Origin of the sequence: Paenibacillus sp. GM1FR, from assembly GCF_002803315.1 — a bacterium.
Taxonomy (GTDB): domain Bacteria; phylum Bacillota; class Bacilli; order Paenibacillales; family Paenibacillaceae; genus Paenibacillus; species Paenibacillus amylolyticus.
The window spans coordinates 450,362-473,822 of sequence record NZ_MKZL01000033.1 but is presented as its reverse complement, the minus strand read 5'-3'; the positions used below and the strand labels follow the sequence as shown (position 1 = coordinate 473,822).

At 44.0% G+C, this 23,461-nt stretch carries 21 protein-coding genes; 4 read left to right on the top strand and 17 right to left on the bottom strand.

What is annotated here, in order from left to right; genetic code table 11:
* Positions 1–542 precede the first annotated feature (542 nt).
* On the bottom strand, positions 543–2,051 hold the full coding sequence (locus tag PAEAM_RS22065; protein ID WP_083669681.1) for an exosporium glycoprotein BclB-related protein: 1,509 nt from the start codon (positions 2,049–2,051) through the stop codon (positions 543–545).
* Between the two features lie 203 nt (positions 2,052–2,254).
* Positions 2,255–3,715, bottom strand: a complete 1,461-nt coding sequence (locus PAEAM_RS22060; protein WP_076317989.1) for an alpha-L-fucosidase — start codon at positions 3,713–3,715, stop codon at positions 2,255–2,257.
* Positions 3,716–3,837: 122 nt separating this feature from the next.
* Between PAEAM_RS22060 and PAEAM_RS22055 the strand changes: the two genes are divergently transcribed.
* Complete coding sequence (locus tag PAEAM_RS22055) at positions 3,838–4,683, top strand: AraC family transcriptional regulator (RefSeq protein WP_076317990.1); 846 nt, start codon at positions 3,838–3,840, stop codon at positions 4,681–4,683.
* Between the two features lie 27 nt (positions 4,684–4,710).
* On the opposite strand, the gene PAEAM_RS22050 is transcribed toward PAEAM_RS22055, so the two are convergent.
* Together PAEAM_RS22050 and PAEAM_RS22045 are read right to left on the bottom strand one after the other, a co-directional pair.
* Positions 4,711–5,796 carry a glycosyltransferase WbsX family protein gene (locus PAEAM_RS22050; RefSeq protein ID WP_100528978.1) on the bottom strand — a complete coding sequence of 362 codons (1,086 nt, stop codon included), beginning with the start codon at positions 5,794–5,796 and terminating at the stop codon, positions 4,711–4,713.
* Between the two features lie 61 nt (positions 5,797–5,857).
* On the bottom strand, positions 5,858–6,850 hold the full coding sequence (locus PAEAM_RS22045; RefSeq protein WP_133120473.1) for a CgeB family protein: 993 nt from the start codon (positions 6,848–6,850) through the stop codon (positions 5,858–5,860).
* Between the two features lie 287 nt (positions 6,851–7,137).
* Between PAEAM_RS22045 and PAEAM_RS22040 the strand changes: the two genes are divergently transcribed.
* Positions 7,138–7,545, top strand: coding sequence for a hypothetical protein (locus PAEAM_RS22040; protein ID WP_243391428.1), 408 nt, complete (start codon positions 7,138–7,140; stop codon positions 7,543–7,545).
* 113 nt (positions 7,546–7,658) lie between these two features.
* On the opposite strand, the gene PAEAM_RS22035 is transcribed toward PAEAM_RS22040, so the two are convergent.
* The 6 genes from PAEAM_RS22035 to PAEAM_RS22010 form a co-directional block, all read right to left on the bottom strand.
* A complete protein-coding gene (locus PAEAM_RS22035; RefSeq protein ID WP_100528975.1) occupies positions 7,659–9,005 on the bottom strand; it encodes a glycoside hydrolase family 30 protein in 1,347 nt (448 codons plus the stop codon).
* Between the two features lie 22 nt (positions 9,006–9,027).
* Positions 9,028–10,671: a type 2 periplasmic-binding domain-containing protein gene (locus tag PAEAM_RS22030; protein ID WP_207765591.1), complete on the bottom strand. Its 1,644-nt coding sequence runs from the start codon at positions 10,669–10,671 to the stop codon at positions 9,028–9,030.
* 37 nt (positions 10,672–10,708) lie between these two features.
* Positions 10,709–11,596 (bottom strand): carbohydrate ABC transporter permease, encoded by an 888-nt coding sequence (locus tag PAEAM_RS22025; RefSeq protein ID WP_017688674.1) that lies wholly within the window; start codon positions 11,594–11,596, stop codon positions 10,709–10,711.
* A 15-nt stretch (positions 11,597–11,611) separates the two neighbouring features.
* Positions 11,612–12,601, bottom strand: coding sequence for an ABC transporter permease (locus PAEAM_RS22020; RefSeq protein WP_200868492.1), 990 nt, complete (start codon positions 12,599–12,601; stop codon positions 11,612–11,614).
* A gap of 119 nt (positions 12,602–12,720) precedes the next feature.
* Entirely contained in the window at positions 12,721–13,743 is a 1,023-nt protein-coding gene (locus PAEAM_RS22015) for a LacI family DNA-binding transcriptional regulator (protein WP_100528974.1), read from the bottom strand.
* Positions 13,744–13,923: 180 nt separating this feature from the next.
* Positions 13,924–14,268, bottom strand: a complete 345-nt coding sequence (locus tag PAEAM_RS22010; RefSeq protein WP_100528973.1) for a thioredoxin family protein — start codon at positions 14,266–14,268, stop codon at positions 13,924–13,926.
* A 118-nt stretch (positions 14,269–14,386) separates the two neighbouring features.
* On the opposite strand from PAEAM_RS22010, the gene PAEAM_RS31925 reads away from it, so the two are divergent.
* Entirely contained in the window at positions 14,387–14,524 is a 138-nt protein-coding gene (locus PAEAM_RS31925) for a hypothetical protein (protein WP_017688678.1), read from the top strand.
* 79 nt (positions 14,525–14,603) lie between these two features.
* Here PAEAM_RS31925 and PAEAM_RS22005 read toward each other — a convergent pair whose 3' ends face one another.
* Together PAEAM_RS22005 and PAEAM_RS22000 are read right to left on the bottom strand one after the other, a co-directional pair.
* Positions 14,604–14,897: a DUF3817 domain-containing protein gene (locus tag PAEAM_RS22005; protein ID WP_036608336.1), complete on the bottom strand. Its 294-nt coding sequence runs from the start codon at positions 14,895–14,897 to the stop codon at positions 14,604–14,606.
* A gap of 205 nt (positions 14,898–15,102) precedes the next feature.
* Positions 15,103–16,071 (bottom strand): LacI family DNA-binding transcriptional regulator, encoded by a 969-nt coding sequence (locus PAEAM_RS22000; protein ID WP_100528972.1) that lies wholly within the window; start codon positions 16,069–16,071, stop codon positions 15,103–15,105.
* A gap of 157 nt (positions 16,072–16,228) precedes the next feature.
* Between PAEAM_RS22000 and PAEAM_RS21995 the strand changes: the two genes are divergently transcribed.
* Complete coding sequence (locus tag PAEAM_RS21995) at positions 16,229–17,653, top strand: glycoside hydrolase family 1 protein (RefSeq protein ID WP_100528971.1); 1,425 nt, start codon at positions 16,229–16,231, stop codon at positions 17,651–17,653.
* A 205-nt stretch (positions 17,654–17,858) separates the two neighbouring features.
* Here PAEAM_RS21995 and PAEAM_RS21990 read toward each other — a convergent pair whose 3' ends face one another.
* The 5 genes from PAEAM_RS21990 to PAEAM_RS21970 form a co-directional block, all read right to left on the bottom strand.
* Positions 17,859–18,434 (bottom strand): sugar O-acetyltransferase, encoded by a 576-nt coding sequence (locus PAEAM_RS21990; protein ID WP_100529002.1) that lies wholly within the window; start codon positions 18,432–18,434, stop codon positions 17,859–17,861.
* A gap of 38 nt (positions 18,435–18,472) precedes the next feature.
* The gene (locus PAEAM_RS21985) at positions 18,473–19,039 is read right to left on the bottom strand and encodes a sugar O-acetyltransferase (protein WP_036670756.1); all 567 of its coding nucleotides are present in this window, start codon (positions 19,037–19,039) and stop codon (positions 18,473–18,475) included.
* Positions 19,040–19,257: 218 nt separating this feature from the next.
* Positions 19,258–20,421 carry an MFS transporter gene (locus PAEAM_RS21980; protein ID WP_036608348.1) on the bottom strand — a complete coding sequence of 388 codons (1,164 nt, stop codon included), beginning with the start codon at positions 20,419–20,421 and terminating at the stop codon, positions 19,258–19,260.
* A 127-nt stretch (positions 20,422–20,548) separates the two neighbouring features.
* Positions 20,549–21,301, bottom strand: coding sequence for a TrmB family transcriptional regulator (locus PAEAM_RS21975; protein ID WP_036670754.1), 753 nt, complete (start codon positions 21,299–21,301; stop codon positions 20,549–20,551).
* Positions 21,302–21,388: 87 nt separating this feature from the next.
* Positions 21,389–23,425, bottom strand: coding sequence for a catalase (locus PAEAM_RS21970; RefSeq protein WP_481856125.1), 2,037 nt, complete (start codon positions 23,423–23,425; stop codon positions 21,389–21,391).
* Positions 23,426–23,461 lie beyond the last annotated feature (36 nt).

Below are 23,461 nucleotides of genomic sequence, written 5' to 3'. Positions count from 1 at the left end.
TTAGGGAACAATATGAGTCAGAAGAGATAACAGATCAGTCTATGTTTTTTTACTTGGAAGTTTAGGAGATTGAATGAATTGGATTAAAACATGTGAGTAAATAATTTGGGTGTTTGAATAATGCAATGAGAGTGAATGTCTATAAGCATTCATGTGGAAGGGTAATCTGGAGCGTTAGCAGAACGCTTGCTAAGGAGTGGTGGATATGACTTTCGATCCTGATTCGGGTGAGTAGTTAAATATTTTAATTACATATAATAGTCGATTAGGAATTTAATTGGATTTTATTGGTATAGTATAAAGTCATTATTCGATATACACAAGCACTATATTGAAAAATATAGAAAATAAGTCTATTTAATGCTTTTATGTGTCTGATGTCGCTTACGTATTTCAGCTTATTTTTCGTATTCATGCATTTTTTTGATGAATAATAGTTTGTAGTAGTTCTATACAACCAAGACCTGACACTCAAAATTTCAAATCAAGAAAAAGAACGACATGAGAACTCTCATGTCGTTCATCTCAAAATTTATATCTCATCATGTAATGTTCACGCCGCCACTTGCATACCCGACAACCGTATTCACAAGTGTGAGTCCGGCTGCCGTTGCCGAGAACACCAGTAGCAGACGTGTCTGTGCAGTCACAGGTATAGTCAATCCGGTTGTTATGCCATTGGAGATACTACCCAAAGCAATAATACCGGTGAGTGGAGGTGCCAGTGTAACGACCGCCCCCGGAACCGCAGTAAATGCATTATCAGGAGTAGGTGAACTGAATAATTGCGCAGTGATGGTCACTGTTGAACCGACCAAGGCCAAGGCTGCTGTGGTACTGAAATAGGCAGCAATCGAAGTTATAACGCCATCCCGTGGGACAGAGAACGCAAAGTTAATGAGTGGTCCGACAATCGTTCCCGTTAAATCAATCGTGCCACCCAGAATGCTGACTCCTGTTGCCGAGCTGCCGAAACCGATAAGGCTTGTCGTTCCAACCAGTCCACCAAGAATCGTTGTTAATATGGCAGGTCCGCCAGAAGCAAACGGTATGATGGCTCCAGAACCCGTAGCCCCAGTAACACCAGTGCTGCCAGTTACTCCCGCAATCCCAGTTGCGCCGGTAGCCCCAGTTACCCCTGCAATTCCGGCTGCACCCGTATCTCCTGTCACACCCGTTGCCCCGGTGACTCCCGCAAGTCCAGCTGCACCCGTATTCCCTGTGACTCCGGTGGCTCCTGCTACGCCAGGATCACCTGTTGCTCCTGTAACGCCCGCTGCCCCAACAGCTCCTGTACTCCCCGTTACACCTGTCGCTCCTGTTGCGCCACCTGCTGGGCCTGCCGCACCCGTTGCTCCAGTAACACCTGTTGCACCTGCTGGTCCCTGGGCACCAGCAGCTCCCGGTGTACCAGCTGGACCTACACCACCCTGAGCACCAGCAGCGCCAGCCGGGCCTTGTGGACCAGGTACGCCCTGAGGACCCGCTGGTCCTGCAGGTCCTGCCGGACCTTGACTGCCTATGTTTCTAAGCCCTGTTGTGATAGCCAATTCGGTCGCACGGATCAAAATGACCAGTTGATCTTTCTCAGCCGAATCGATATTCCCCTGTAAAATGACAGATAGGAGCACATCCAGCAATTGCTGCAAATTGGTTCCCACACTGATCGGAGAAAATGGAACGGCCTCTGCAGATACAATGGTAAGCTCCAAGATCGCTTCGAGATCTGCCTTGGTTCCCTTTTTCAAATCCGAGCAATGAACCAGAGCCAGTAATTTACGCAGTACCTCAATCAGAAGTGAAACATTGTGAGGCGAGGGATTGGCAAAAACCTGTACAATTGCTCCCTTCAACTCACCAATTAATTTGAGAAGGAATTCAGCTTCTTTGTCAAAACACTTATGATGGTGGTTATTGTGATGATGATTGTGGTGGTTATGATGGTGCTCGTGATGGTGTTCTTTGTGCTGCTCTTGGGGATGGTCACAGTCCTCAGCTTTTTTTTTCTTAAATCCGCTCCAACCATATCTGATGCGTTTCTTTGGTTTCATCTTTTTGCAGATCCTCCTTAGTGAGTCTCAATCAATCCATTACAGGCGAACATCACTGGTTTGATGATATCAGTATATTAGCAAGCAAGAATTTCGTGATTATTATATGAGTAATAGCCCAACCAAAAGAGCGCTATCCGATGAGTACAATACTCCTGGATGCGCCCTTTTTATATTTACAGTATTTAATTTATCTTTGTTGATTAGTCCAATTTAATTTTGAAAACAATAGGCGCATTACTTTTCACAGTTGTCGTTGTGATCATCAGTGCGTCCGCTGTTCTCTCCCATTTCGGTTGTTCCTCGTAACCAAGTACCTGAATATCTTGAATGACCCCTTGAAAATGGTGAGAATTTTCCTTCAGGGATTTAATCTGCACCACCCCGTTATCTGGATAGGCAAGAACCGTGGCATACAGATCGCTTTCTTTTAACGTAAACCGTATATCTTCACTCGTAAATATCTTCGTATCCCCATCCGTGAATTGCCCTTCCTTCACCTCTGTCGGACCCTCGCCAAACGTACGCCAGAATGACGTGTCATAGATCGCTTCCCCATTCACTTCCAGCCACTTGCCAATGCTCAGCAAAATCTCACGATCTTCTTCCGGTATGCTGCCGTCTGCTTTGGGTCCAATGTTCAGCAGTAAATTTCCGTTTTTGCTTACAATATCGACGAGATCCCGAATGATCTCTTCAGCCGTTTTATAGTTATTATTTTCCGTATAACACCATGAGTTTTTAGCAACAGCTGTATCCGTTTGCCAAAAATAGGGCTTAAGCTCAGCGAACTGTCCCCGCTCCACATCCGGAACGGCACTACCAAACATGTAGGCCTCATGTTTATAATTGATAGCTACAGGCACACCCCATTCTTCGCCTTTGTTATAATAATAGGCAGCAAATTTTTTAAGATAGGGTTTGAACGCAACCGTTTGAATCCACCAATCAAAATAAAAGACCTTTGGCTGGTATTGATCGACCAGTTCACAACAGCGAATCAACCAGTCCTCCAGATACTCCTCGGTTGGAGGTGAGTCATACAAGTCGAAGTGATCCTTGGGTTCAGGCATGGCAGGCCAATAGAAATCCCCACGCTCCAGAGGTTCCTTAATATCTGAATCAAACTCCTTCCCATGAGACATGAAGAACCAGTGCTCGGCGCGGTGAGACGACACGCATAATGTCAGCCCCTGCTTCTCGTATGCAACCTTCATCTCACCCAGAAGATCCCGTTTGGGCCCCATTTCATATGTGTTATAGTGAGAGATAGAGCTTTTGTACATCTGAAAACCATCATGGTGCTCTGCCACAGGCATAACATATCTGGCTCCAGCCTGTTTGAATAACGTTGCCCATTCGTCTGCATCAAACTTCTCTGCACGAAACATCGGAATGAAGTCTTTATATCCAAAGTCCTTATGAGGTCCATACACCTCAAGGTGATGTTCATAAGCTTTGGTGCCTTGTATGTACATATTTCGCGAATACCATTCGCTATCATAGGCCGGTACAGAATATAGCCCCCAGTGAATGAATATGCCGAATTTCGCTTTTGGGTACCATTCTGGAACTTGGAAGGTGCTAAGCGAACTCCAGTTGTCCTTGAATTTACCGCTCTCAATCGTTGCTTCAATATGTTGCAAATATTCGTTTTTGTCCATGAGATGTTCTCATCCCTTCTGTTATTGTCTGTAGTTGTATTGTAGTGCTACGGCCGAAAGATAGACATGCAGAACACTAACTTTTAGATGGACAATAATAACCTTGTATGGAGATGAAAAGTATGAATCACCAAACTTTGCTTACGAACTACCTGTCCAATCTCCAAGTCGAATTATTCATGGTCAATTACAATCGGTGCGATACGGATTGGCGGGATCTGGATTACACGCCCGATTACAGCAAGTTTTATTTCATATGCGAAGGTGAAGGTTGGCTCAAAATTGGGGATGAGGAGTATTATCCTGCGCCTAATCAGCTTATTTTAATGCCAGAGGGGATCAAACAGTCTTACTCTGCCATTAATGAGAGTCCTTTTCTCAAATATTGGTGTCACTTTAGCGCAAAGGTTGGGGGAATCAATTTGTTCCAAATTCTGAAATTCCCACACATCTGTACGATAGATCAACCTGAGTTGATTCAAGCAATCTTCAGCAGTATCCTTACATATGCAAAATCCGATGAAGTTTATGCCCATATGATGGCCAAGAGCAAACTGACCGAGTTACTATCCCACTATTTAATGAATCTGGATCTGGATCAGATCTCTTTTATTAACGTGCCTGTCATGGAGAAACTGTCCACCATTCTGGCTTATATTGATTCCAACATCGAAGAGAATATTTCGGTTCAGGATCTGGCCCAGATCGCCTACATGCATCCAAATTATTTCATTCGATTCTTCAAGCAGCAGATCGGAGTTCCTCCGATCCTCTATATTACTGGCAAAAAAATCGATAAGGCCAAGGAGTTACTGGCCTGCACCCCGAACACAATCACTGCCATCGCCGAGCATCTCGGTTTCAGTGATTTGTATTATTTCTCCAGACAGTTCAAAAAGCATACAGGGTTAACTCCAACGGAATACCGCAAACAACAAACGGTACTTACAACGAAACATGGTCTATAAATAAGCCAAAGCAAAGAGAGAGTTCCCTCATTCGGAACTCCCTCCTATAGACTTGTTTCTGTTCGATTCATGCTGAGTTACTTTCTTGAGTTCGCTCAAATAAGCATAACCATAGTTTTGATCCGGCTCAAGATATGCCCCTTCCGCCCACTCATTCCAGGCATTAACAAAAAGATATTCACTTTTGTACAGCGTCCTCGCTCGTTCCATCTGTCTGGACAGATACAGCCCAAACTTCTCTGGGGTGGCCCCGAGCGTACTCTGTCCGTCAACACCTCTCCGCGGTGTATTATCCCAATTGACAAAAGCACCTGGATAGACAATTTCTCCGTTACGGTGTGGTGTTCGTTCGAGAATGGAGGACCATACCTTGTCGTAATTCACAGCAATATGCTGCTGTCCCTTGATGTTCATTTCGATCCAGATTCCATTCATATGTCCATGTGCAAACGTATAATGCGGTTCAAATTCCATACTCGCATCAAAGACCTGACGATTAAATGTAGGGAATCCACCAGTGGTCTGCACAAAATGAATCCCTTTCAGGCCATGCTTCAAAGCCAATTCACGCCAAAACTGAATCATTTCCTCACATTGCGGAATACTGGCTGGTCGATAGATCACAAACAACGGCTTACCTTCCACTCGAATATATCGTTTGTCCTTAAATACTTTTACCAGATAATTAAAATGTTCTTCCCAATCCTCTCGATCCCCATAATTCTGGGCCATGAGAATATCGGATTCTTGCCCATCCCATTTTCTTGTCCATGTCTCATTGGCCCAGGACAAGCAAAAAGGAAAATCAGGCTCCCCACTATCCAAAATTTCATTCACTGGTTTTTCCAGCAAACGCTTGCCTTTGAACCAATAATGATAATAACAAAATCCATAAATGCCATGCTGTTTAGCCGTTTCCGCTTGCCACTTTCGTACATCTGGATCGGAAAGGTCATAATATTTCCCCTGAAATGGCTGTTTAGGCTGATGATGACCCGAATATAAAGGCGCGGCTTTTTTTACATTCGTCCATTCGGTAAAACCGTCCCCCCACCATCGGTCGTTCTCCTCAATCCGGTGAAATTGGGGCAGATGCAGAGCAATTACCTTCAATCAGAACTCCTCCAATGCAGCAACATGATGCAGCCTACGCTCCTGTGATTTTTGGGATGATTTATATGAAAATGATATCCAGCAGTCGCAATGTTTTTTGTAGATGGGATTGATTATATTTCATGTATGCCAGAGCATGGCTAGCGGCCAGTCTCCTTGCATCAACACTCTGCCAGTAATGTTCAAACTTCTGAGTGAGTTCTTCACAAGAGTTGTATTGTTGAAAGTTACTAAGGTCAATCCCGTTGCTCTGATTCACAGATGGTCCTATGAGTTGAAACGTCCCACATGCGGCAATTTCCATCACGTTTTTGATTGATTCGCCACGATGAATAACCAGTTTGCTTCCGTTATATAACATCTGACGAGCTTCATTCGTATGAACAGGCTTGAAATCCCCGATCTGTGCCCAACCCTTTCCATCTACCCGAACCTTTTTGTTATCCAAAAGACCCGATTTGGCAACAGCGGTGACGATGCCATCCGATTCTGCATCCCCGATGATATAAACATCCGATTCGTACTCCGAGGGAACAGCTTGCGGACAGAATATATGTGGATCAGGCGGCATGAACAGTTCATGACTACCAGTGCTTCCCAAATGATGCTGATCATCGCTTATTTGCGTTGAATGTTGTGTAAACACGTGATCAAAAATCGGTAGAATAGTTTCGCTTTGATTCACTTGTTGATCGGCAGACAACCAGATGGCCTTCTTCACGGTTGATGTCCTTAATGCTGTAATATTCTCATCCGGCAAGTTTTCTTCGCTTCCGATGACCATAATTAGGTCAACATCATTAGAAGACAAGCAGGCTGACACGGATTCGATATATTTAATCTCATTCACATTTCTCACGAGATGTTTCAGACTCTGTTCAATCAGGACGCAATGTGATGACATTTCTCGGTCATTACAAGGAGTAATAAGAAGCACATTTAACTCCTTATAGATCACTTTTGGTACTTCTCGGGTAGGTATGCTTCCCACCTGCATCATTTTCAGCCATTGCTGATTCAGTTCCAAATGCTGTACTTCCATATGTTTACGCATGGATTTGAGTTTCCTGTTCAGAACCACATTCATCTGTCTCAGGAATAACCGGTTCGCATCATGAACTGAACGTTTCTTTTTCGCGGACTTAACCTGCGTTCTTGACTTCTTTCGGATAACAAACCCTCCTGTTCCATGCGAAAACATTCTCTGCCTACAATATGCACGAAATAGTGTTTCGCTAACTCTTTATCTGCAAAAGGGGCTTTATCCCAAGTATATAATGTGTAGCCACCCGGATCATTCCAGATCTTGTCCTCATAAAATATAAGAATACTATATAGGAGATGATATCTTTGCCAACATTTGATAACATCCTTGTCACCGGTAATCAGACCATTAACCAAGATCTGCAAGTTAATGGTAATCAAACCGTTGGTGTCGATCTAAACGTCAATGGCAGTCAGACCATAACAGGCAGCCTTCAAATCAACGCCAGCTCCTCGATTGTCAACCATTTGGGTGTAGGCGGAGTGATTGAAGCTGGAGATAGCGTTAAGGCCGCTACACAATTAATGGCACTTAATCAACCTACTCTTCCAGTCTCCCTCCCCGTTTTGCAACAATTCAGATATTACAATCCTGGTGTTGCAGGTCAACCCGGTCTGGTCTTAACAGGGACAGCTGGCAACCAATATATACTGTTCGTTGATGAGAGTAGTGGGACACCCCATCTCGCTATTCAGCCCGTATAATATAACCCTGAATAGATGAATTTCACCAAAAGAAGCGATATCCGAGTACATTCCGGATATCGCTTCTTTTGGTTTCTTTTCTGATGAAGCCTACTTATAACTCCATCCATTTATTAATCTGTGATCAATACGGACATGACACTCTTGCTTTCCAGCTGGAACTTCATCAATACATCGTCGCGTAGCTTAACCTGTATGTTACCCGTCTTCTCCCCATCATTGAAGAGGACTAGAGCTACGGAACCATCGGCATTTTTAAAAGCCACAGAACAAATTCCATCATAACTGGATGTTGATTCGATCCGAACAGCCTTCGGACGGATCACAGCACTAAAATGAGCCAGAGCATAATAATCAAGTGTATACGTAAGTTCCTTTGTTTGCTGATTCACCTGTACGATGCCACGGCACGTACTTTGTCCAAAGCCAGGGACCGTAGGACCGTTGTTCTCATCAAGTGCCATATTCCAGAGTACAAATGACTTGCTGTAATTACGAAGAATGTGGATTCCCGTTCGCATCACATTCGAGAAGGCTTGCTCAAATGGCGGAATCCACTCCCCGCCTGAGCCTTCAGTGAAATGCACTTCTTTACCTGCAAAAGCTTCATAAACCTTCGTTTGAGCGGAAGCATCGCCCCCGTACCAGTGCCAGGCCACGCCGTCCACTTCATCTCCCGCTTGTTCAAGTACAGTCAGGGGATAGTCCGGTTGATCCCAGTTGTGATCGTAACAGAGAATCTTGGTTTGAATATTGTTTTGCACAAAGGCTGGTTTAAGATGGTTTTTGATAAAATCTGCTTGGGCCTCGGCTGGCATCAACATACCAGGATAGTGCCCGGGTTCATAAAGCGCCTCATTCTGTGGTGTAATGGCATGGATCGGTAATCCATGCTTGCCATACGCTTGAATGTATTTCACGAAATACTCAGCATAAACGGGATACCATTCAGTCTTTAATTGTCCGGTAATCATCGATCCGCTCGTTTTCATCCATCCCGGTGCACTCCATGGTGAAGCAAACAGCTTCAGTTCAGGGTTCAATGCCAACGCCTTTTGCGTTAAAGGAATAACGTCCTCTTCATCATGTGCAATGCTGAATTGGGTTAATTTCGGGTCTACCTTCTGTTCTGGCATATCGTTATAACTGTATATCGTTCTCGCATAGTCCGAAGCGCCCATCGGGTTTCGGAGGACCGAGAGCCCAATACCTTTCTCTGGATGGAACAGCCGGGTCATAACCTCTTCCCGCTGCTCCTCACTCAAGATTTGGTTGATCAAATAGGCAGATGAATCGGTAAAAGAAGCACCAAATCCGTCCATCTCCTGATACGTTAACTGATCATCCAGATGGATGGTCGTTGTCTCCTTATCAGCATCCAGTGGTTTCAATTGCTCCTGGGATAGAGATACGAACAACTCTTCTTCACCCGTGGATTTGTACATTTTGAAAGTTGTCATAGGATTCTCCTTTGTATTTCTATTATTGAATGCCTAGTTTCTCTTTGTTCAATTTCATCTTTTCACTGCGTACCTTAACAATCTCTTCCCAACGGTTCTCACCTAAAAATGACTTGTAAGAAGCCAGTGCATTGTCATACGAGGCATCATCTTTGGAACGTACCATACTGACCAATGTTGTATTCCACTTCGTATTGATTGCTGACAACGCACGAGCTTCAGGTGTACCTTGATCCGGGCTAATATTCTCCAGAATGAAGTGTGGTTTCAGCTTGCCTTTACCCCATTCCTGCATCTGTTTAATCGCTTCCGGAAAAGCATCTGCACTGATTGCTTTGTGGCGGTCATGACCAAAGAACATAAATTCACCCATCCGATAATCCTTTTTGAATTGATCCGCATTATTGAGTTGCAGGTCTTTCACTGCTGGCAGCAATTCTACACTACCGTCGGCTTTGGTTTGGTAGGTTTCCCCCTCGATCCCGTAATTCATAAGTGTCTGTCCTTCTTCACTCAGCAAATATGTGAATATCTGAATGGCCTTGGCCGGATCTTTACAGTCCTTAGAAATGAAATTGATCATCCACCCGGTTATTCCGGATTGATTCAATGTTGGTGCATTGCCTTTGGTACTCTGCGGTCCATCGATAGCAACATATTCTTTGCCTGGATTGGCACTCATGTAGATTTGCAGGTTTCCTCCTTGTTGAGGTGTACCGTCAAGCAGCATGGTCGCATATTTACCGGACTTTACTTTTTCCTCAAAAGCCGTACCATCATCCGCAAAACTGTCATCACTGATATTGCCGTCTCTATACACGGTGTTCAATGTTTTCAACCACGTGAGGTAATCTTCATCCAGATTACGATCATAGAATTCTCCTGATTCGGTCTCCAACGGAACGCCGATGAAATCTTGTAACGTATCCCCTAGTGAACCTGTTCCTTCACCAATGGAGTTGAATCCAAACGGGATCAGCGCAGGGAACTCTTGCTTAATTCGTTTCATCACACTCTGGAATTCTTCTGGCGTTCCAATGACCGGACTACCCAAAGCTTCGTACACATCTTTACGAATGATAAATGCAGTTTTGGCAGGAATGTTACCGCTATCATAATCCTCCTGTGTATTGGAATAGTTCGGGTAACCATAGGTTTTACCATCCGCCAATTGGAACCAGTTCAATGTATCGGCAGCCGCTACTTTATTGAAGTAAGGATCATATTTTTCCGCCAGATCGTTCAGCGGCATCGCCCAGGTTGCAGCTTTTTGTACCACAGGAGAATTGGAGTCAAATACAGTCAGCAAGTCAGGCATATCTCCACCGGCGAAAAAGGTATTTAACTTGGTATCATCACCTGTGATGAATTTAATATTGATGTTCAGATCCTCTTTGATTTTCTTGGTAACAATGTCCTTGCCAAAATCGGTGTTCCACCAGTCCGCATTGACGTACCATGTCAGGTCGGTAGCCTCTTCCTTTTTATCCAACTGCCAAGCTGGCTTTTCCGGGTCGACCGTATAACGATCTTCAATGGATACCCAGTTCCCTTCACTAGAGCCACCCGATCCACCACTGCAACCTGTAATCATAAGTACGGCTGTGAGCAGTGTTGCGAGCAATCTAATCCCTTTTTTGCCTGATGTCTTGTTCAACTTCAACATATTTTTGTTCCTCCTCAAAATGGGGTATTGGTTGCTCCTATTCCTTGACTGCTCCGAGCATCATTCCCGAGATAAAGTATCTCTGAACGATGGGATAGATCAGCACGATAGGGAGTGTTGTAATGACAATGGTGGCTAACTGCACGCCTTTGGTCGTTGTTTCAATAACAGCTGAACCCCCGACATTTTGCATGGATTGTGTCTGGGACTGTACGATAATCTCGTACAACATCATCTGGAGTGGATACAGTGACTGATCGGTAATGTATAACTTGGTTGTCATGAAGTCGTTCCATTGCCCCACCCCATTAAATAGCGCAATCGTAGCCATGGCAGGCATGGAGAGTGGAATGAAGATTTTCAGGAAAATATGCCAATCGCCTGCGCCGTCAATCTTGGCCGATTCTTCCAGAGAATCCGGGACATTCCGGAAGAAATTCATCAGAATCACGACATCATAGAAGCTGAATAACGCCGGGATAATGTACACCCAGAAGCTGTTAAGCAGGCCAAGTGATTTGATTAACAGATACGTCGGGATCATGCCACCGGAGAAGAACATTGTAATAACACCCATGGCAACGTATAATTTACGGCCTCTTATGTACTTTTTGCTCAGACCGTAACCAACCATGGCACAAAAGAACACATGTGTAACAACGCCAATCGTTGTTTTGGACACCGATATGAAGAAGGCCTGCCAGATGCCCTGATCATTGAATACAGCTCTGTAATTCTCCAGCGAGAATTCCGGTGACCAGAAGATGAACCCACCTTCCGCCAACGCTTTGCCTGAGCTAAAGGAAGAGATGATGACATTCCAGAGCGGAACCAGAATAACGATCGTACAGATGATTAACAAAATCATATTTAAGGTATCAAAGATCCGACTATCGAGATCTTCTTTTGCCACCTTTCCATTCACGCGGGATGCCTCCTTCTACAACACAGATTGATTATCGTTTAATTTGCTTGTGATTTTGTTTGCCGTGACGAGCAGAATGACAGAGATGATGGAGACACCCAAGCCAACGGCCGTTGCATATGAAAAGTCACCCTGAGACATCCCCATACGGTAGACGTACGAATTGATGACTTCCGCTTTATCGCGGTTCTGGGAGTTCATGAGAACCAGGGTCTGATCCAGATTTGACCCTAATAAACCGCTTACAGTTAAAATCAGATTTAGGCTTATGATTGATTTCATGTTGGGCAATGTGATATTCCAGATCTGTCTAAGACGGCTTGCACCATCAATTTTGGCAGCTTCATAATACGTTGGGTCAATCTTTGCCATGATCGCCAGATACAGAATCGTTCCCCAACCTGCTTCTTTCCAAATATCCGATAACGTAGCAATCCACCAATACTTGCCTGCATCCAGCAAGATGTTCTGCGGTTGCGAGATCACCCCCAGGCTAAGTAACAACTGATTAAATAAGCCCGTTGTTGAAAACCAGGTGATCAGCATTCCCCCAAGTACGATCCAGGACAAAAAGTGAGGTAAATATGAAACCGTTTGCACAAACTTCTTGAATCGTCCGCTGTTTAACTCGTAGATCATGATCGCGAGAATGATCGGAATGACAAACCCGATACCTAATTTCAAAAAACTGATCCCCAGCGTATTCACAACTGCATCCCAGAAGTATTTATCTGATAAAATGATTCTGAAATTATCGAGCCCTACCCAAGGAGCGGTAGCAAGCGTATCAATGACCGTGTAATTTTTGAAGGCAATTGTCAAACCGTAAATCGGGATGTAACAGAAAATAATCATAAAGATAATGCCTGGGATAATCATCGATTGAATCTCCCATTGTCTCCGATAATCGACTATGAATTCTTTAATCCGTTGCCCGATGGGTTTCTTCCCATTGGGACTGATCGCATTTTTACCGGTTGAAGTCTCTACGGCTAATTTATCCACGTTTTTTTACTCCCCTCCATCATGCATACATGTTTATAAAAACGTTTTTATTTTTGGACATAAAAAACCCCTTTGTTTTTATTTATGTAAAAAAAGACCGGAGAAGAAGCTGAGTCAACTTATGTGCGGTAGTCTTTCCGGTCGATCTTCACATGGCTTGAACCTCTCACCACCAGCTCACCCGTCAATTTCTGTGCAGCCCCTTGTTCTTTCTCCTTGATCATACCCACCAGTTGATTGATTGCCAGGATACCCTGTCTTGCAATTTGATTTCTTACCGTTGTAAGCGGTGGGGAAAAATACTGTGCGGTATCAATATCGTCAAAACCCACGACACTAACATCTTGAGGCACTTCAAAGCCCTCAGACTTCAACGCATGCATACAGCCAATTGCACTCAAGTCATTCCCTGCAAGAAATGCATCAGGTCGCTTGCCGGGGTGCAAATGAAGAAAAGATTTTATCGCACTATACGTGCTCTCCTCCTCAAAATACCCTTGTATAATGTAATCTTCATCGATTGGAAGCTGGTATTCATGCAAGGCAGCCAAATAGCCGTCTCTACGCTGCACACTGTCAAACATCGTGTCCACACCCGAAATATAAGCAATTTTCTTGTGCCCCAGCCCAATTAAATACTTGGTAGCTTCATAAGCCGCCACGTACGAGTCAAAAATGACACTTCCCATCGTATCGCTCTGATAGACCCGATCCAGAAAAACCGCCTTGATCTTGTCTTTCTCCATGGCGATAATATCTTGCTCATCAATCCGAAGCTCTTCGTAGATAATGACACCATCCACCCGACGGCCCAAAATATTACTCATAATAACGTGTTTATCCTTGGTCACAAATACATTCAAACCATACCCAAGACGATCACATTCGCGAGACATTGACTCAACCAGCTTATAGAAATACGGACCCGATACACTTGTAGTGAAAAAACCAAGCATTTTGGTTTGACCGGACTTCAACAGCTTGCCATTCAGATTGGGCACATAATTTAAACGCTCTGCCACCTTAAGAACATGTGATTTTGTCTCCGGGTTCAAGACATCCACACCATTTAAGGCGTTGGAGACCGTAGATATGGATACGCCCGCTTCCCTTGCTACATCTTTAATCGTTATCTTTGCCATAAGTTTTGTTCCTTTACTATAAAAACGTTTTTATAATGTTTAAATTATCATAAAACCGTTTTCATGGCAACACTTTAATTTGCGAGTTCAAACATTATGTACTTTATTCATAGCTATATACCGCTGCGGGCGCAAAAAAACGGCTCATGTATGAGCCGCCGTTCATGAAGGTTTAGCTTTCTATTCCTCATCCTGTTTATACATGGAGTAAATCTGTTGCAGCTGCTCTTCCAGACGTTCCAAGCGAACAAAACGATCCGCTCGAATATATTCCTTCTGCTCCACAAGCATGATCATTGTTGGAACGGTAAAAATAAGAAACTTGGATGCAACCTCTTCCACGTCGTTAGCATTAATGTGACCCAGGTATACCGATGGATAAGGTTCAAGCAACGCCCTGATCTTAGGAAGTAAAGCGTGACATACACTGCACTCTGGACGAGATACATACAAAAAAACCAATTCATGTTGTTGAATAACTTCTTCAACCATTTCTATGGATGTTAACTCATGAATGTCTTTCATAGAAGCTCAACCCTTTCAGTCATTCAATAGCTTGCTCATTTAAACTTTTTCTTTTCAAGTATAGCCTATGTGCGTTAGAATCAAATGGAATATATCCCCATATGAAAGAGGTTATGGTATGAAAAAATCATTCTTATTTCTGTTCACTGCCCTGGTTGTTGTTACTTCCTTCTCGGCGTATACACCTGTGTCGAATGCCTCAGGCGATATTGGAGTCAGCTTATTGTCCGATCGTCAGCAAGGTACAGTAAAGTAGAACTTGTACAGAAAGTAACAGGCGACAATTCGGATAACATCTGAATTAGTCGCCTGCTTTCATTTATTTTTATTGATTTTTATTTCCAATCTCTCTTTCGAAGATAAGATTCGAATACAAAAGTACCAAACGGCAGTAGACCGGCGAGTCCACCCATTAACCAGCGTGTTATCTTCCACTTTTTGACCAGAGCCAAATGCACTAGTGCAATAAGATACAAAGGAAATAAAATACCATGAATCATGCCCATTACGGCTACAGCGGAAGAGATATCTGCAAAATATTTCAGAGGCATAGCAATAAAAATCAACAGAAGTAAGGATACACCCTCCCATATGCCCGCAATTCTGAATCGGCCTGTCACTGTCTTCATAAAGTCCATTCTCACCTTTCATGCTAATCGTTTGTGAAATATGTAACTTGTAACATGATACAAAAACCTCACGCCACATCTCTGTACAGATATGTCGTTCTGAAGCTCATATTCAGTATAACGTATGTGTCAGATTCGAAGATGCTTCAAATTTGAATAATTATTGAATCCATAAAACCAGATTCCCACATCAGGTCTTACGGATTCAAGTCGTCTCACGCTCAATCAGCTGGTATGTCAGCTGTTCGGTCTGTAACTCCGTTTTACCCAATACGGCCCACAATTGATGAAAAGCCTGGGTGGCTTGCTCCGCAATCGGATTGTGTATGGTCGTGATTCCAAGAACACGGGAAAGCTCGATATCATCAAACCCCACAATGGAGAGTTGTTCCGGTACCTGAATTTTCCTTCTGCGTGCTTCACTAAGAATGCCGATGGCTGCATAATCATTTGAACATAATACGGCCTGTGGAAGTTCTGGCCCCTCAGCCATTCTTCGCATCGCTTCTTCGCCATCGGAGGAGCTAAATACGGAATATTGATATGCTTCAGTCCACACATGCAACCCTCTGCTCTTCATGAAAGATTCATAGGCTTCACGGCGGCTCTGGGTATTCAAACTTTCAGCCCTTCCAAATACATTTGCAATTCGGGTGTATCCTCTCGAAACCAGATGCTCCAGAGCTAACTTATACCCTTCTGCCTGATCCATAGCAACAGACGGAATCTCGTCATTCCCCATTCGCTGCCAGGAGACAATCGGACCGTATTCCATATACGCCTTTAATTTCCGAGGATCATTAACACAAGCAATAATAACTAGCCCATCGACTCGTTTACTGCGCAGATCTTCGAACGCCTGCAATTCAATCTCCGGATCTCCACGGGATGTATAGATAATCGTCTGAAACCCAAAATCCATGGCTGTATCAATGAATTGATTCATGAAGGTAAGAATGATCTCACCTGTGGTAGAGGTCACAATTCCAATCTGCTTTGTTTGCCCTGTCGATAACGATATCGCATTCCGGTTGGGAATATAATTCAACTGTTTCATAATATCCGTTATGATCTGTCTTGCTTCATCACTAACATGCGGAGAATGGTTAATCACTCGTGACACTGTCGCTTTTGAGTAACCAGACCGCTTCATAATTTCATCAAACTTGGACATCGGAGACTCCCTTCTTGCTAACGAACTATAGAATAATAGTATGCCTCAGATCTGGGTCAAAAGTAAAACTTGACGTGTAACCCGTTACAACGTTTAAGCTTTTTTTATGTCATATATGAATCATCTTAATATCAATTTGATGAATGGAGCGATACACATGAGTAATCATACTTATCAATTCCCGGAAAATTTCCTGTGGGGTGGCGCAATTGCAGCCAACCAGGCTGAAGGTGCATACAATCAAGGCGGCAAAGGATTATCTACTCAGGATGTAGCTCCCAAAGGCATCATGGGTCCAATCACGGAAGAACCAACCGAAGATAACATGAAACTGATCGGTATAGATCTGTATCATCGCTACAAGGAAGATGTGAAACTGTTTGCCGAGATGGGCTTCAAGGTATTCCGTACTTCCATCGCCTGGTCCCGTATTTTCCCAAAAGGGGACGAGCTGGAACCAAATGAAGAAGGTCTGCAATTCTACGACGATCTGTTTGACGAGTGTCACAAATACGGGATCGAACCACTGGTTACGCTATCCCACTATGAGACACCTCTTCACTTGTCCAAAGAGTACGACGGCTGGGTTAACCGAAAAATGGTTGGATTCTACGAGCGTTATGTAACTGCCGTATTTAAACGTTATAAAAACAAAGTAAAATACTGGCTTACTTTTAACGAAATCAACTCCATTCTCGAAGCGCCATTCATGAGTGGTGGTATCTACACACCTAAGGAGAAGCTTAGCAAGCAAGATCTGTATCAAGCGATCCATCATGAGTTTGTAGCCAGCGCTTCCGCTGTGAAGCTCTGTCATGAGATCATTCCTACGGCACAGATTGGTTGTATGATGCTCAGTATGCCTACCTACCCGCTGACACCGAATCCGGACGATATGATCAAAGTCATGGAATTCGAGCACAGCAACTATTTCTTCGGTGATGTACACGTAAGAGGTCGCTACCCTGGTTATATGAAACGTTACTTCCGTGAAAATGGAATCGAGATTCAGATGGAAGCTGGCGACGAGGAAATGTTGCTGAACACAGTAGACTTTATCTCTTTCAGTTATTACATGAGTATCTGTCAGACGGCAGATCCGGACAAACAAGTCGCAGGTGAAGGTAATCTGCTTGGGGGTGTACCTAACCCTTATCTGCCAGCAAGTGAATGGGGATGGCAGATTGACCCGCAAGGATTGCGTTATGTCCTTAACATGTTCTATGACCGTTATCAAAAACCACTGTTTATTGTAGAAAATGGTCTTGGTGCTGTTGATGAGTTGATCACGGGTGCTGACGGCGAGAAAACAGTTGAAGATGACTACCGCATCCAGTATCTAAATGATCATCTGGTTCAGGTTGGCGAAGCCATTGAAGATGGCGTTGAAATTATGGGTTATACTTCATGGGGTTGCATTGATGTTGTCAGTGCGTCTTCTGCCCAGTTGAAAAAACGTTATGGCTATATCTATGTTGATCGTCATGACGATGGATCAGGAACACTCGAACGTTATCGCAAGAAATCCTTCCATTGGTACAAAGAAGTGATCAGCAGTAACGGGAAAAGTTTGCAGCGTTAAGGCTTTTAAGCAAATGTAACAGATACCTTCTTCTATCCCTCAGACATATCACATGAAAAAGTGTCGGTCATACGATACCTTGGCATGTTTTCTGTCTGGGGATTTTATTTTTATTTTCAAAAAGAAATACCCAATGATACACATCGGGCATTCTTATTAGCGACTATCACGTTGTTCACTAGATGTTCTTCACTACATCCCTGCTCTACTTTGTTTTGTCTTCCTCCGTTATCTTGCGAAAGACCCTGCAAGGATTACCCGCAGCAATCACACCAGACGGTATACTCTTGGTCACTACGCTCCCTGCGCCGATGATCGTATTATCTCCAATCGTCACACCGGCAAGAACTGTCACACCGCCACCGATCCATACATTATTGCCCACCGTGATGGGCCCAACGATCTCCAGACCTTCATTGCGCTGCTCAACATCATAAGGGTGGCCTGCTGTATAAAATCCGCAATTGGGAGCAACAAAAACGTTATCTCCAAAACTGATTTTGCCTCCATCCAGCATGACAATATTATGATTGCTATAGAAGTTCTCACCAATTTCAATATTATAGCCGTAATCACATACAAATGGCTGTTCAATCAGGAAACGATCCGTCGTTTTCCCCAGCAGTTTCTTGATTAACGCTTCTCTTTCATTGATCTTGGCTGGATGAAGCTGGTTATAATCGTAACAAAGTCCTTTGGCATGTAAACGCTCTTCAATTAACTCTTGATCATAATTGGCGTTATACAAGAGCCCCAATTGAGATTTCTCTTTTTCAGTCATCATTTCGTAAGCACTTCCCATCTTCTATCTAAAATAAATTAAAGCTCAATCTCTCTAATAATTCTAGCAGGATTACCGCCCACAATCATATTATCCGGAACATCCTTTGTAACCACAGACCCGGAAGCAATGACCACATTATCTCCAATGGTAACCCCCGGATTAATAACGGCTCTGCCACCAATCCATACATTATTGCCAATCGTGACTGGCTTGCCATATTCTGCACCCGTATTGCGTTCATGCGGATGGAGTGGATGAGTAGCCGTATAGATATGTACATCTGGTCCCATTAAGCAATGGTCTCCAATACGAACTTCACACACATCTAATATCGTACAGTTAAAATTGCTATAAAAATGATTGCCTACATGAATGTTATATCCATAATCCACATGAATATTAGGTTCCATGCCCAGGTGTTCACCTGTAGATCCCAGCAGTTCCTTCAATAACTTGGTGCGAAGCTCACCGTCCGTTTCCGTCGTTTGATTGAACGTCCGCGTCATTTTCCTTGCATACTCTCTGTCCTCAGACAATTGAAGATCCGAAGCCATGTACAGCTCGCCATCCAGCATTTTTTGTTTTTCCGTCTTCGTAGTCATGATCACCGCTCCCTCATTACACATCATGTAATTCAACATTAAATAATACTTTTAAAAACTCTTTTAATTATATAGATTAGTATGAATAAAGCAAGTTTTGCTCGATATGAAAATGGTTTATTCTGCTGACGCGTACTCTAGCGAAACAGTAAAAAAACCTCTACACCCATTAGACTATGGGAATGCAGAGGTTCAAGCTTTTGTCCAATTTCTTTATTCTAAGCAACCGCCTGAACGGTTTTTTCCTTAACGCTAATGGCATAGATGGCAGACACCAAACCAAGCAGTATCAGAACAGAACCAACCCATCCAGTATTTAGAATCGATGAGTGATCGATCACCATGCCGCCGATATAGGTACCCAGTGCAATACCTGCATGGGCAATACCTGAGTTGGTGCTGATTAGCGTTTCGGCTGTTTCCGGCGAAGTTTTGATAATGAGACTATTCTGCACAGGCGTAACGGTCCAGCTCAGTGCACTCCAGATGCTTAACAATAACAAGAAGGCGATCAAAGGCAATCCCACACTGAACGGAATGACAGCCATACTCACGATAAAGGGAATCAGCACAATGATAATGGCTTTAGCAGGATGCAGACGATCGGATAACATGCCACCTATGCCTCCACCTGCAACAGCGGCGATCCCAAACATCATATATATAAAGGTAACCATCGTTGCGCTGGCACCCAGCGTTTCTTGCAAGAATGGCGTGAAATACGCATATAAAGTCAAATGACCCGCAAGCACAAGCAAAGTTGTAGCATGGATTGCCAACATTTTTGGATTCCACAGTGCCGTAAGCTGTTTCTTCAGGGATACAGCAGGAATAGGCTGTACACGATCCATCGCAATCCAGATGGCCACCATTACCACTGCTGTGAGAATAGCGATCAACATAAACACCTCACGCCAGCCTGCCAAGTTACCTACAAAGATTCCAAGAGGTACACCCAGGATAAGTGATGCACTACCTCCCATAGTAATGATCCCCACGGCGCGTCCTTTATACTGTGGTTCCACAATGCGAGCTGCAAGGGTCAGGGAGAGCACAAAAATAAGTGAACCCGTGGCGGCTCCGAGTGCTCTGCCCGCCATCAGCATATAAAAACTGGAACTAAATGCAGAGATCAGATTACTGATCAGAAAAACAAACAGCGTACACATATATACCTTTTTACGCTCGAATCTGGCCGTCATATTTAATAAAATCGGTGCAGACAACGCATAGACAAGTGAGAAAATAGAGATTAAATACCCCGCTTTGGCCAGGGAAAGATGAAGATCCGTAGCAATCAGGTCCAGAATTCCGCCCAAGATCAGTTCAACGGTTCCGACCACAAATGCTGCGATAGCGAGCACATATACTTTCTTATTCATTTTTGAATCCTCCTCAAAAAGTTACAACTACGATAGTAACCCATAAGAATGAAAGTTTCAATAGTTATTTTCATGATTGTTTTCAAACAAAGATATAACAAAAAAACTATCCTCCGAGAGAATAGTTTTAATAGATCAACCTGGTGAGCAGTTTCTCGATTTCAGCATCCTGTAACAGTTGGTCACCGTATTTTTTTGTAATCTGAGTAAGGGCAACATCATGGTAGAAATAATCAGTCATCGCTTTGACAATCGGTTTGGACATCGTCTTGATCGCTCGCCATGAATCGTGCTCCACACCGGCAAACAGCAAATACGCATGATCCACAATAAGCAGCTGTGAAGGTTCTGGCGCATCAAGCAATGGAATCAACGAGTATATCCGGTTTAAGGATGTCTCCATTCCCCCAACGGCAAGCACTTCAACGTACACGCCCTGCTTTTCCTTCTGCTCCAGCAGTTCACGATATTTCTCCATTCGCTCATTCCAGGCCAGAAAAAGAATTGATGAATCTGCTTCCTCGATCAGCTGTTCGATATTTGATGCGATGGACGACTCATCTTTTAACGTCCAGATATGTTCATCGGTGAATGTACGTTTGATTTTGTAACTCTTCAATTCCTCAATATCTTTCTCAAAATCAGCTTTGATCTTATGAATAATGGACTGAAGATCCACAGCCATATATAGTTTTTTCTTCCCATCCATCGTTGTCAGCACCGTTCCCTTGTCGATCAGACGGTTGAGCACTTCATAGATTTTGGCTTTTGGAACGTTGGAGTAATTTACAATCGATGTGGCATCAAGCGGTTCATCCTGCGCGAATATAGCCTCGTATACCTGACTTTCATATTGTGTAAACCCGAATTTCTGCAACATGGTTTGGATCGGCGCATCCCTTCTTAGTGTGTCTGGTCTATCTAGTTTAGACGCATGAACTTCCCATGTCCAGTTTATTCCACGTGGCTATGTCCGATCCCAAAAGCGCTGCTGGGTCATCGCTTGAATGAATTGCTCTGCAAACGCCGCAGGCTGCTGTTCCACAATGACGCCAGGTTTGCCTATAATGCCGACCGGCTGGATCACCGCTGCACCCGTCGGTGTAGCACCGATCGGTTTGAAATGATTGTACGTTTCGATCGCATAGGATCGGGTATATTTCTGAACATAATCGATTTCCTGCTGTCCTCCAACAATGAACAGACCATCATATACCAAGGGCGAGCCGGTCAAAAAGCTGTCGTCCACCTTGAGCTCCACATTCCCCGTTCCACGCACCACACCCTGTCTTTCATGTACAATGACCGATTGAAGTCCCGCTCCCTTAAGCTCTTCCAAAATGTATTGTGTGCTCGGGCCATCGAACCCTTCCCCAACAATCACTCCGACACGCAATGTCTTGGGAGAAAACACCGTATTTGCCATGCTGAGCGCAGGTGACGACTTCGTCACTGGAGATTCAGGGACGTTAGGTACATTGACTCCGAGTTCCACGGCCAGAATAGTCGCCAGCTCCGTGCTGATATGACCTAACATATTGACAACCTGCTGACGGATGGAAACGTCCTTTACCTTCCCAAGTTCAAACGTGAGTGCTTGAATAATATGGCTTCTCTCCAAGCCTGTCATGCTATTCCAAAAGAGACGTGCTTGCGAGAAATGATCCAGGAAGCTGGGTGCCGTTTTCCGTTCTTTAAGACCTTGCACTGGGGAAGGATATGTCACAAATCCCCCTTTTGTACCTGGTACAGTATGAGGCGAGTTATTGGCAAGCGAATTTTCATGATAGGCGACTCTCCCCCGATCAATCGTATACCGGGAAGCGCCGTCTCTCTGGTTGTTATGTACAGGGCATACAGGGCGATTGATCGGCAATTCCTGATAATTCGTACCCACCCTTGCCAATTGTGTATCCGTATACGAGAACAGTCGGCCTTGAAGCAGTGGATCATTGCTGAAGTCAATGCCACGTACAATGTTGCCTGGATGGAAAGCCGACTGTTCCGTTTCTGCAAATACATTCTCGACATTTTGGTTAATCGTCATTTTGCCAATGATTTGTACCGGAATATCTTCTTCAGGCCATAATTTCGTTGCATCCAAAATATCAAAATCAAATTTGAATTCATCTGCTTCTTCCAGTACCTGTAGTCCGAGTTCGAACTCTGCGAAGTTGCCTGCATTTATATTCTCCCACAGATCTCTGCGATGAAAGTCCGGATCTGCACCTCCCAGCTTTTGAGCTTCATCCCAAACAAAAGAATGCATGCCAAGTACGGGCCTCCAATGAAATTTCACGAATCTGGATTTGCCTTCATTGTTCACCAGTCGGAAGGTATGTACTCCAAATCCCTGCATCATTCGAAAGCTTCGCGGTATCGTGCGATCCGACATAATCCACATGACCATAGCAGCCGACTCCTGGTTATTCGCAATGAAATCCCAGAAGGTGTCGTGTGCAGTAGAGCCCTGTGGAATTTCATTGTTAGGTTCCGGCTTTACCGCATGAATCAAATCCGGGAACTTAACTCCGTCCTGAATGAAAAAAACAGGTATATTGTTGCCAACCAAGTCAAAATTGCCTTCCTCAGTATAAAACTTCACGGCGAACCCACGTACATCCCGATTCGTCTCGTTAACCCCTTTGGAACCGGCAACTTCGGAAAAACGCACAAACAGCGGTGTTTTCACACCGGGGTCCTGAAGAAAATGAGCCATCGTTAACTCTTCAAGTGATTCATATAACTCAAATTCACCGTAAGCTCCATATCCGCGGGCATGCACAACTCTCTCCGGGATGCGTTCCCGGTCAAAGTGAGACAGTTTCTCACGCATCAGAAAATCTTCAAGCAGCGTGGGTCCGCGATCCCCCGCTTTTAGCGAGTTGCTGTCATCTGATATTTTAACCCCTTCGTTGGAAGACATCTCTTTGCCGTTATTATCCCGTAGAAAGGTATTTCTTTGCTCAATCTTTTTATTCTCATCCATAGGTTCCTTGCTCATCCCAATCACCTCCAGAATATATGTATGGGATTGAAA